Source organism: Halochromatium sp. (genome assembly GCF_054919635.1).
In genome coordinates, this window is sequence record NZ_JBUDPI010000097.1 from 1 (window position 1) to 10,762 (window position 10,762).

At 62.6% G+C, this 10,762-nt stretch carries 11 protein-coding genes; 3 read left to right on the forward strand and 8 right to left on the reverse strand.

All coding sequences use genetic code 11. The annotated features are described in order from the left end of the window. Positions 1–203: 203 nt before the first annotated feature. From ACY693_RS07920 to ACY693_RS07930, 3 genes are all read left to right on the forward strand, one after another. The gene (locus ACY693_RS07920) at positions 204–1,106 is read left to right on the forward strand and encodes an ATPase (protein ID WP_462321290.1); all 903 of its coding nucleotides are present in this window, start codon (positions 204–206) and stop codon (positions 1,104–1,106) included. A gap of 4 nt (positions 1,107–1,110) precedes the next feature. Beyond that, a complete protein-coding gene (gene metA, locus ACY693_RS07925; RefSeq protein ID WP_462321291.1) occupies positions 1,111–2,187 on the forward strand; it encodes a homoserine O-succinyltransferase MetA in 1,077 nt (358 codons plus the stop codon). Between the two features lie 442 nt (positions 2,188–2,629). Beyond that, positions 2,630–2,887, forward strand: coding sequence for a hypothetical protein (locus tag ACY693_RS07930; protein WP_462321292.1), 258 nt, complete (start codon positions 2,630–2,632; stop codon positions 2,885–2,887). A 184-nt stretch (positions 2,888–3,071) separates the two neighbouring features. On the opposite strand, the gene serB is transcribed toward ACY693_RS07930, so the two are convergent. From serB to wrbA, 8 genes are all read right to left on the reverse strand, one after another. Further along, positions 3,072–4,373 carry a phosphoserine phosphatase SerB gene (gene serB / locus ACY693_RS07935; protein WP_462321293.1) on the reverse strand — a complete coding sequence of 434 codons (1,302 nt, stop codon included), beginning with the start codon at positions 4,371–4,373 and terminating at the stop codon, positions 3,072–3,074. Between the two features lie 218 nt (positions 4,374–4,591). After that, on the reverse strand, positions 4,592–5,203 hold the full coding sequence (locus ACY693_RS07940) for a hydrogenase maturation protease (protein ID WP_462321294.1): 612 nt from the start codon (positions 5,201–5,203) through the stop codon (positions 4,592–4,594). After that, entirely contained in the window at positions 5,200–6,633 is a 1,434-nt protein-coding gene (locus tag ACY693_RS07945) for a Ni/Fe hydrogenase subunit alpha (RefSeq protein ID WP_462321295.1), read from the reverse strand. Before ACY693_RS07945 ends, ACY693_RS07940 begins: the two co-directional genes overlap by 4 nt. Positions 6,634–6,835: 202 nt before the next feature. Further along, a complete protein-coding gene (locus ACY693_RS07950; RefSeq protein ID WP_462321296.1) occupies positions 6,836–7,423 on the reverse strand; it encodes an NADH-quinone oxidoreductase subunit B family protein in 588 nt (195 codons plus the stop codon). After that, positions 7,420–8,151 carry a bidirectional hydrogenase complex protein HoxU gene (hoxU, locus tag ACY693_RS07955; RefSeq protein ID WP_462321297.1) on the reverse strand — a complete coding sequence of 244 codons (732 nt, stop codon included), beginning with the start codon at positions 8,149–8,151 and terminating at the stop codon, positions 7,420–7,422. Before hoxU ends, ACY693_RS07950 begins: the two co-directional genes overlap by 4 nt. A gap of 280 nt (positions 8,152–8,431) precedes the next feature. Next, positions 8,432–8,908, reverse strand: a complete 477-nt coding sequence (locus ACY693_RS07960; protein ID WP_462321298.1) for a zinc ribbon domain-containing protein — start codon at positions 8,906–8,908, stop codon at positions 8,432–8,434. 394 nt (positions 8,909–9,302) lie between these two features. Continuing rightward, positions 9,303–10,073, reverse strand: a complete 771-nt coding sequence (hda, locus tag ACY693_RS07965; RefSeq protein ID WP_462321299.1) for a DnaA regulatory inactivator Hda — start codon at positions 10,071–10,073, stop codon at positions 9,303–9,305. A 7-nt stretch (positions 10,074–10,080) separates the two neighbouring features. Beyond that, the gene (gene wrbA / locus ACY693_RS07970) at positions 10,081–10,671 is read right to left on the reverse strand and encodes an NAD(P)H:quinone oxidoreductase (protein ID WP_462321300.1); all 591 of its coding nucleotides are present in this window, start codon (positions 10,669–10,671) and stop codon (positions 10,081–10,083) included. Positions 10,672–10,762 lie beyond the last annotated feature (91 nt).

The following is a 10,762-nucleotide window of genomic DNA, read 5'->3' on the forward strand; positions in this document are numbered from 1 at the left end:
TAGCGCTCGCTTGATAGTGACTCTGGGCTCTTTGGCCTTTGGCCGACCCAGTCCAGAAAACCTTGTGGGTTTCGCATGGCACCGACCTGCCCACCCTCTCTGGTGATCAGGCAGACGGATCGCGTATAGTTCCGCCCTTTCCGCGACCCGAGTCAGGGCCTTAGGCCACAACGACTGGGCTTGTGCACTATCGAGGACTCGCTGTGAGGCTGACGATCGACGAATTTCGCCACTGGCAGCACCGGTGCGTCACGCTGCTGGGGATGTCTGGGGTCGGCAAGACCTATCTATCCGGTCTGCTGCGGCGGAGCGACTGGTTCCACTACTCCGGCGATTATCGGATCGGGACCCGTTATCTCGATGAGCCGATCCTCGATCTGATCAAGCTGCAGGCGATGCAGGTGCCCTTCCTTCGCGATCTACTGCGTCGGGATTGGGTTGCTTTCCAGAACAAGATCCAGGTGGACGATCTGGGACCCGTGCTGAGCTTCGTCGGGCAGCTTGGCGATCCGGACAAGGGCGGTCTGTCGTTACCGGAGTTCAACCGGCGCCAGGCCCTATATCGCGATGCCGAGATCCGTGCGATGCAGGATGTGCCCGAGTTCATTCGCAAGGCGCGCGAGATCTACGGCTACAGTCATTTCGTCAACGATGTCGGCGGTAGCCTCTGCGAGCTCGAGGAACCCTCGGTGATCGAACTGCTGGCCCAGCACAGCCTGATCCTCTATATCCGCGTCCCACAGGCCGATGAGGTCAAGCTGATCCGCCGCGCCCAGGCCGACCCAAAGCCGCTCTACTTTCGGCCCGCCTTCATCAAGGCTGCGGTCAAGGACTATCTGGCCGAGCGGGGGCTTGATTATGTGGCCGACATCGACCCCAACGATTTCACGCGCTGGGTCTTCCCAAGATTGTTCCATTCCCGCGTGCCGCGCTACGAGGCTATCGCTCGACCCTTTGGCTACACGGTCGAGTCAACCGAGGTGGCAGCGGTGCGCGACGAGCAGGATTTTCTGGCCTTGATCGAGGTTGCGATCGCGCGAACGCCGCTATTGGCTCCGGACCAAGAGGCCGAGGCCCTGACCGGTCTTGAGACCGGGGAGGACTGACCCGATGCCCATCGTTGCCCATAACAACCTGCCGACCTTCGATCGCCTGCGCAGCGAAGGGCAAAACATTCTCGAATCCGACTGGGCGATCCATCAGGATATCCGCGAGCTGCATGTCGGTCTGCTCAACATGATGCCGGATGCGGCCTTGGCCGCCACTGAGCGGCAGTTTTTCAGGCTGGTCGGGCAGAGCAATCAGATCGCTCAATTCTATGTGCATCCGTTCTCGCTGCCTGGACTGCCTCGCGGTGAAAAGGCGCGGGCGCATATCGAGCGCTACTACCAGCCGTTCGAGGCGGTGCGCGAGCAGGGCCTGGATGCGCTGATCATCACCGGCGCCAATGTCAGCGGCTCGGACCTGACGCAGCAGCCGTTCTGGTCGCCGTTGATCGAGGTCGTCGACTGGGCCTTCGAGCATGTCACCTCGACCCTCTGCTCCTGTCTCGCCACACATGCGGTGATGCAGTTTCGTTACGGTCAACGGCGTCAGCCGCTGCCGTCAAAGCGCTGGGGGGTGTTCACACATCGCGTGAGCGGTCAGCCACACCTGCTGGTGGAAGGGACCAACACGCTGTTCGACGTACCGCATTCACGCTTCAATGATGTCAGCCGGGAGCAGTTCGAGGCGGCTGGTGCGCGGGTGCTGGTTGCGAGCGATGAGGCTGGCGTTCATCTGGCGACCAGCCCGGACGGGCTGCGCATCGTGATGTTCCAAGGCCATCCGGAGTACGACACCATCTCCTTGCTCAAGGAATACAAGCGCGAGGTTGAGCGCTTCGCGAGTGGTGCGCGCAGCGACTATCCGCCCTTTCCGGACAACGTGTTCTCACGTAAGGCGGCGGCCGTGCTCGACGAGCATCGCCACATGTTGCAGCGAGCCCTGGACCGCGGCCGTGAGCCGCCGCCCTTTCCCGAGGCTCGGATTGCGGAGGGACTCGATAACACTTGGCGCGACACCGCCGAGGGCGTGGTCGGGAACTGGCTTGGGCTGATCTATCGCGTTACCCATAACGACCGTCGCATCCCCTTCATGGACTGGGTCGATCCCGATGATCCACTGCGCATGCTGATGCGCTCCTGAAGCCGGCTTTGATCGGGGCTTGATCGGGCGCGTCCTGATTCCGGTAGCAGCTCAAGCAGCCTCGCGACAGCGGCCTTTTGAGTCGTTCTGTTGCCCTCGATTCGCACGATTTGCGTCATCAGCATGATCAGCAATGCCGATCACAGGCCGAAGCTCTGCGCTAGTTGTTGCGCGCTCGCATCTGTGTGGCATATTTAATACATTCTGGTGGGCAGAGAAGGGGTGCTGAAAATGCGCATAGGTCCACACTTTTTTCCTCAAACAACAGTTAGACTTTCCCTTGTCAAGTAGCAATTACGCTCCTAGACTATGGGGTAAGAGATCGCCGGACGCACTTTTGCGACATGCGCGATTTTGACGTTCGGGAAATCCCGAACGGCGCGGTTATCCCATGTCGCCGATCGATTTTCCGGATGACTCACCAAATTCAGTAGGTTGAAAGATGTTTGACGAAAAAGAACAGGTAATCCGCTACAAGTGGGACGCTTGGACAGGTTCCGGCTACCGGCTGCGTTACGACGCCGCGGACCGTGCGCACAGCTATCATGTTGAGGACTGCAGCAACCATGTCGTGATGGACGACTACGGCTGCACCGATCTCGACGAGGCCCTACTGGTGCTGAACCGCTTCTTCAGCATCGACGAGTCGGCTGAGCGCAGCCGGATTGTCGGCTGGCTACCGAAGCAGCGGCTGCAATAGCAGTCTGGTCAGCAGTGGGCTGATCGTCGCGCAGCGCCTACCGTCCGGTGCGACACCGCTCCATGCTGTCGTCCGAGTCTTGGTGGCAGGCCCTGCGATCTGATGCTGACTGCTGAATCTGACGCCCGCGGAGGCGGATGCAGCGCGATCAAGGCCGCTTAGAGCGGCCTTTCCTTCTAGAGCCCTAGCTTCCCAATGCCTCCAAATCCCGGTCGCGCATGCCGATCAGATAGAGGATGCCGTCGAGGCCGACGGTGGCGATGGAATGGCGGGCCTGCTCCTTGACGAGCGGCTTGGCGTGGAAGGCGATGCCGAGGCCGGCGATCGAGAGCATGGGGAGGTCGTTGGCGCCGTCGCCGACGGCAATGACCTGCTCGAGACGAATGCCTTCGCTCCTGGCGATCTCACGCAGCAGCTCGGCCTTGCGCTGGCCATCGACGATCTGGCCGGTGACGCGGCCGGTGAGTCGGCCGTTCTCGAATTCGAGCTGGTTGGCGTGCACGTCGTCGATGCCGAGTCGACGTTGCAGATGCTCAGCGAAGTAGGTGAAGCCGCCGGAGAGGATGGCGACCCGGTAGCCGAGCTGCTTTAGGGCGCTGATGAGCCGCTCGGCACCGTCGGTGATCGGCAGCCGCTCGGCGATCTCGCTGAGGACGGACTCCTCAAGCCCTTCGAGCAGGGCCATGCGGCGGCGGAAGCTTTCACTGAAGTCGAGCTCGCCCTGCATCGCGCGCTCGGTGATCTCTGCGACCTGGCCGCCGACCCCGGCGGCAGCGGCCAGCTCGTCGATCACCTCGGTCTGGATCAGCGTTGAGTCCATGTCGAAGCAGACCAGGCGTCGGTTGCGGCGGAAGATGTCGTCTTCTTGGATGGCGATATCCACATCGAGCCGGCTGCCGAGCTCGAGGAAGCTGGCATGCAGCGCACCGACATCAGCAACCGGTCCCTTCAGCCAGAGCTGCACGCAGGCGGGGCGCTGGGGCTGGTTGGCGTTGGACCTCGCGTTGGTGCTCCCGCTCGCGTTGGCACTTGCACTCACACCGGCGCCAGCAAGGTCGACAGCAGCAGTCCGGCGCGAGATCCGGCCAGAGACACGGGAGATCTGCTCGATGTTGAGCTGGTTTGCGGTGACAACAGCGGCGACCTGGGCGATCTGCGCGGCGCTGATCTCGCGCCCGAGCAACGTCAGGATGTGGCGCGCCTGCCCTTGTTCGGCCACCCAGTCCTCGTAGGCATCCGCGGCCACCGGCGTGAAGCGGACATCGAGCCCGAGCTCGTGGGCGCAAAACAAGAGCTCCTTGAACGCTGGGCACCCGGCAGGTTCTTCGGGTAGCTCCACAAGGAGCCCCAGGGCTAGGGTGTTGTGGATGACCGACTGGCCGATATCCAGAACGGTCACGTCGTAGCGGGCTAATACCTGTGTCAGCGCCTTGGTGATGCCCGGCTTGTCGCGGCCGGAGATGTCGATTTGAACGATTTCGCGCATCGGTGTTGTTGTCTCTCGGTCTCGGCTTGGGCGGGTTTGAGCCGAAGCCGGCAACGGCTGTTTCTCGATGTACAGCTCGAATGAGCTGCCGAATCTGATCGCGTCAACGGCACTCTGTTAGGTCTTCTTAGAAGCTGCGCCCAGGGCGGCGGCTGCGAAGAGGGGCTACCAGGATGATCCTGCGGCTCGCGTCAGCGGATGGCTTACGGCTGCGCACGTCATCCGCATCTTTTCGTGTTTCCAGGCCTAGGTGCATGAATCAGGGACATCACCTCGGTGATCATCGGCTCTACAGCCTGTTGTGCCCTGTCGCTGAGGGTGTAGCAGGCATAACCCCAGTCTGAGCCACCGCCGGAGACCAGCCAGGCTTCGGGGGCGCGCTGATAGAGCGCCTCGCACCAGGCGAGAAGCTCCCGCGGGTCATGGAAGTGGGCCATGGTCGATAGGGCGCTTCGGTCAGGCGTGAGGCGCTGGCGTCGGACTTCACCAGGGGGCGTGTCGACGGCGGCATCGATGAAGACCACGCGCTCGGTGCGGGCAAGGTCGTCGACCAGCTCGGCGGTCAGGATGTGACGCGCCTGAATCTCGATCGCTTCTGCGGCCGTCTCGGTCTCTGCCGTTGACTGCGCGCTTAAGCGCTCCTGAAGCCGGTCAGCAACCAGCGGCCCAAGCGCGTCATCGCCGCGGATCGGGCTACCGTAGCCGATCACGAGTGCCCTCAATGGCGGTGATTCGCTGCCGGCGGTCGCCGCCGCGAATGACCGCGAGGGCTCGCCGCGGCCAGGGTCTTGCGCTTGAGCGGACTCAACCGCGGCTCGGCCACCACTCATGCGTCGCGCACCAGCCGATCGAGGACCCTGCCTGAGGCATCCTTCAGCTCGATGCTCAATGGCATCTGGCCGAAGGCGTGCGAGGCGCAGGAGAGGCAAGGATCGAAACAGCGGATCATCGCCTCGACCCGATTCAGCATCCCTTCAGACAGCTTGTTGCCATCGACATAGGCGTCGGCGACCTGCTTGATGCTCTGATTCATCGCGAGGTTGTTATGACCGGTGGCGATGATGAGATCGACCCAGGTGATCAGGCCGGCGTCGTCGATCTTGTAGTGATGCATCAGGGTGCCGCGTGGTGCCTCAGCGACGCCAATGCCGACGTCGCGGTTGCCGCGCGCATGGGCTCGCACCCGCGTGTCGAGAATGCTTGGGTCCTTGAGCAGCCGCTGCATCATCTCGATGGCGAAGATGATCTCGACCAGCCGCGCGTAATGGTAGTGGAAGCTCGAGCGTACCGGCCCGGAGTCTTCCTGGAGCATGTGGAACTCGGCGAGTGCGACATCAGCGAACGGTGTGCCACAGCTCTCCGCGTTGTTGAGCCGCGCCAGCGGGCCGACCCGGTAGATGCCGTTCGGATAGCCCATCGGCTTGTAGTAGGGGAACTTCATGTAGCTGAAGTCCTCGACCGCCTCGCCGATGATGCATGGGTAGTCAGACGGAGGCACCATGTCTTCGACGATTCGGCCCTGCGCGTCCTTGATGCGCAAGAAGCCATCGTAGTGCTCGAGCTGTCCCTTCGGCGAGACCAACGACAGGAACATGGTCGGCATGGTGCCGAAGTGCTCAGCTTCGTCTCTGAAGTTGGGCACCATGGTCTTGAACAGCCCATAGGTGTCCTTGGCGATGGTGAGCGCCTCCGGCAGCATCTGCAGCATGGCTTCGCGCTTCGCGCTGTCGAGTGGCTCGTTGACGCCGCCTGGCACGACCCAGGTCGGGTGGATCTTCTTGCCGCCGAGCATCTCGATGATGGTTTGGCCGATCTGACGCAGCTTAATACCTTGCTTGGCGAGCTCTGGGTCCTTCGCCATGACGCCGAAGATGTTGCGCTCTCCCGGGTCCGAGTCCCAGCCGAGCAGCAGATCGGGCGAGGAGAGATGGAAGAACGACAGCGCGTGGGACTGAAGCAGCTGCGCCAAGTTCATGATCCGGCGCAGCTTCTCTGCTGTCGGCGGGATGGTCACGGCGAGCAGGTCATCGCAGGCCTTGTTGGAGGCGAGCAAGTGGCTGACCGGGCAGATACCACAGGTGCGGGCGGTCAGTGCTGGCATCTCGCGGTAGGGGCGGCCCTCGCAGAACTTCTCGAAGCCACGGAATTGGGTGAGATGGAACTTGGCGTCCTCGACCTCACCGCTGTCGGCGAGCTGCAGTGAGATGCGGGCATGGCCTTCGATGCGAGTGACCGGGTCGATGCTGATGGTTCGGCTCATGGTCGCGTAGTCCGGGGCGTGAGGCGTTGATGGTAGAGGCGTTGATGCACAATTCAGTCGGATACGCGATCGGCCGGGCCTTCGCGTGATCCTTTTGCGCGATCCCTTCGCGTGAATCCTTAGCGTGATTTGGCCAGATACGCATTGCGAGCTCGTCCTGTGAGCAGCTCCTCGACTTCGCAGCCGCTCATATCTGAGTCAGCTAGGCGCCGAACTGGGTCATGCTCAGCGGATCAGGGGTTCGACCTGCGATCAATTCGCTCAGTACGTAGTAGATGACATCAGCTCTAGGCGGGCAGCCCGGAATGAAGACGTCGACGTCGACGACGCCATGCACAGGCTTGACCGTTTCCAACAGTGCCGGGACCCCGTTTGTCGGGATCTGCTGATTCACGTTGACATTTTCGAGATAGGCGCGCTCATAAACGCTCTCGAGCTTGAACGGATTGCGCATGGCCGGCACATTGCCGTTGACGGCGCAGTCGCCCAAGCTGACCAGTAGATCGCAATGCTCGCGAAACAGCTGCGCCTTGTGCAGGTCTTCTTCGTTGCTGATCGAGCCCTCGATGATGCCGATATCGACCTGGTCCGGGAGCGCTTTGGCATCGACAAAGGGGCTGTAGACGACGTCGAGTCTCTGTGCGAGGTCCACCAGCCGCTCATCCATGTCGAGAAACGACATATGACAGCCAGAGCAGCCATCGAGCCAGATCGTAGCAACGGTGATCTTAGCCTCGCCGGCATGCTGGTTTGGCGGCGGCTGTGTGGCAACTTCGGACTGGGCGCTCATCGTGCGGACCTCCGGCGAGCAAGAATCGGCAGGAAGTGCTGATCTTTGACCATTTCTCCGACCGAAGTGCCCTGCTTGACCAAGGCGCCGGTCGGGCAGACCTGCACACACTTGCCGCAGCTGGTACAGGTGTCGCTCTCGCCCCAGGGCTTGGCGAGATCGGTGATCACCTGACAGTCGCTGCCACGACCCATGACGTCCCAGGTATGTGCCCCTTCGATCTCATCGCAGACGCGCACGCAGCGGGTGCAGAGCACGCAGCGATTGTGGTCGACGCGGAACATCTCATGGGTGCTGTCGACCGCGTAGCCGCTATTACGGTAAGGCATGCGCACATGGTCGACGCCGCAGGTCTTGGCTAGCCATTGCAGCTCGCAGTGGCCGTTGGAGACGCAGACCGAGCAGATGTGATTGCGCTCGGCAAAGAGGAGCTCGACGAGCGTACGCCGATAGCGTTGGAGCTTCTCCGAGTTGGTGGTGATCTCCATGCCCTCGGCAACACGCGTGGCGCAGGCCGCGAGCAGGCGATTCTGACCGGCAACCTCGACCATACAGAGTCGACAGGCGCCGACCACCGAGAGTCCCTCCATCCAGCACAGGCTAGGGATGGGGATCTTGTTCTCCCGGCAGACTTCGATGATGGTCTCGTCTTCGCGCGCCGACAGGTCTTGACCGTCGATGCGCAGCGTGACGACTCGAACACTCGGTTGCGTGGCGATGATTGGCATCGGTCTTCTCGTATCAGGCGAGGAGGTGGCGTGTTGCGTTTGGCCTAGTGCATCACTAGGGCCCGACGATACACGACCGATGCGACGGGCGCATGTCTGTTTGCGCCCTATCCAGTTCTGAAACGGTTTAGCCCCGAAACGAGCAAGCTTAGGCGATGGCTGTCAAAGCTCAGCGCAACCGCGCAGGATCTAGCAAGACGGTATGCGTGCTTGCAGGAAAGGGGTCGCTTTCAGACCCTGGTTGCGGCTTTCGGTCTCCGTTGCCAACCGAAGCAGCGGGTCAGCGCCGACTGAGCTTGCTCTTGAGCAAGGCGCCGAACTCGGTCACCGCAAACCAGAGCACGCCGCACCAGATCATCACCCAAGGAACAACACGCCAGATCTCGGGCTCTGCCTCGGCCTCAGCGGTGGGTGGAAGCAGATACTTCAAGCCCATGCCGAGCACCATGCCGCCCCAGAACAGGATTCCCGCGACTGGAACCGGGCGCCCAGCGATACGAATCCTGAAAGGCTCGACCGTCTCGTGCTTGCTTGCGGCGGTGTCGGTCTCCGTCGTGGGTGATGATGCGGCTGCGGACTCCTGCGCGTGCAGGCTGTGGCTATCTCCCAGCACGGCAGCATTCGCGGGTGCTGCTGCAGCAGTGGCAGCTGCGCCGGGCGCGCTAGCTGGGATAGCAATGGGCACGCCGCATTGCGGACAGGTGGGGGCGCGGTCTGAGACCTGCCGCCCGCATTCCGGACAATCGATCAAGGCCATGCTCTGAGCTCTTATGGTGTTGCCCGCCGAGCGGGCTTTGGGTCGCAGTCGGTCAGGGCTTTCGGTGTTGCGGCGAACAGCGCAACCTGATCAGAAGCCCTGCAATTCATCTGGTATCAAAGCAAGTCATTGTCGAGCATTCAAGATTCGGGCTCGGCATTCTATTGCTCGGGCTCAATGATCAGCGTGATAGTGCCGCTGAGCGGCTCGGCCAGCGGCGCTTCGGGTCGCCTGGCTCGATCTCCACGACGCTGAGCCAGCCAGACGCCTGTGGGCTAGACAGCTGCCTTGCTGGCCAGCCTTGGGTTGTCCTCCTTGATGGTGTGCGGGGCTGCGCTACCGAGGTCCTGCGGCCCACAATCCTGCTCGACCCATGATTATGCCCTGGGCCCTATTAGCCGGGGTCGGTCTGCTGAGGGCTGGTCGGTGCGGCCGCGTCCTCAGGGCGCTGGTCTGCCTGCTCGAGGCGTTCTAAGAGCCGGCCGAGCGAGCGGATTGAGGGTTGTCGCTGCTCGGCGAGGGCGGTTCGGTCGATCTCGTCGAGGAGTCTGGTTAGGGTGCCCGGGTCGCGTGGGCAGCGACTCAGGATGTAGCTGATCATCGCTTCGCCGAGTCGCAGTCCACGTTGCGCGGCCCCGATGCGGAGCAGCTCGGCGCGGCCGTTGTCGCTCAAGGGCTTCAGCGTATAGCTAGGACCAGCGGCGAGGCGCGATGTGAGATCGCGGAGCCTGAGGCCGAGTCGGCCGGTTGGCTGGCGGGCTGCCACGAGCAGTCGCCGCCCCGCATCACGGGCCCGATTGTAGAGATTGAACAGCGCTCGCTCCCAGGCCGGGCTGCCCGCGATCGCCTGCAAGGCGTCGAGCAGGATCGCATCGCGCTGCTCGAGGTCATCGAGGACATCTGGCGTCAGGCTTGGCGTATCCAACGGCAGATAGACGACGCCCAGTCCGCGCTGGCGCACCTCACCGGCGGCGCAAACAAGCAGCTGTGACTTACCGCTCGATGCTGCGCCGTGGATGTAGAGGTAGCGCTCGCCACTGCCATCGGCCCATTGTCGAACTGCGGCGACTGCAGCCGCATTGCCGTGGGCAATAAAGCCATCCAGGCCTCCTGGCTCTGGCTGGCGCAGTGCGAGCGGTAGCTGCGGAGGATGCCGCTCGTGCACCGGAGGATCAGCGGTTTAGCGCGAGGGCTATGGTCGCCAGTCGGCGACCCAGCGCTTGGCAGAGGTCGCGCTCGATCTCGCTCAGCGGTTGATCATTATTGATGCCGGCGACGTGCGATGGCCCGTAGGGCGTTCCGCCAGCCTGGGTGTGGATCAGGCCAGTCTCGCTGTACGGGAGCCCCATCAGCAGCATCCCGTGGTGCATCAGCGGCAGCATCATCGAGAGCAGCGTCGTCTCTTGCCCCCCGTGCAGGCTCGAGGTGGAGGTGAAGACACCAGCCGGCTTACCGACGAGGGTGCCCGAGAGCCAGAGTGAGGAGGTGCCGTCGAGGAAATACTTGAGTGCCGCTGCCATGTTGCCGAAGCGCGTTGGGCTCCCGAGCGCCAGCGCGCTGCACTCCCGCAGGTCGTCGAGCTCGGCATAGGGAGCCCCAGACTCTGGGATTGGGTCTGCGGTTGCCTCGCAAACGGTCGAGACCGGCGGCACAGTGCGCAACCGTGCCTCTAAGCCAGCCTCCTCCGATCCGCGCGCGACCTGTCGCGCCATCTCGGCGGTTGCTCCGTAACGGCTGTAGTAGAGGACGAGCAGGTAAGGCATCAATCAAGTCTCTTGGAATCAGCGGAGCGAAAAGAGGTTAGAGTCTTAAGGATATCATGGGGCATGGCCCAGTCGGTCCCCAGCCGGTCCC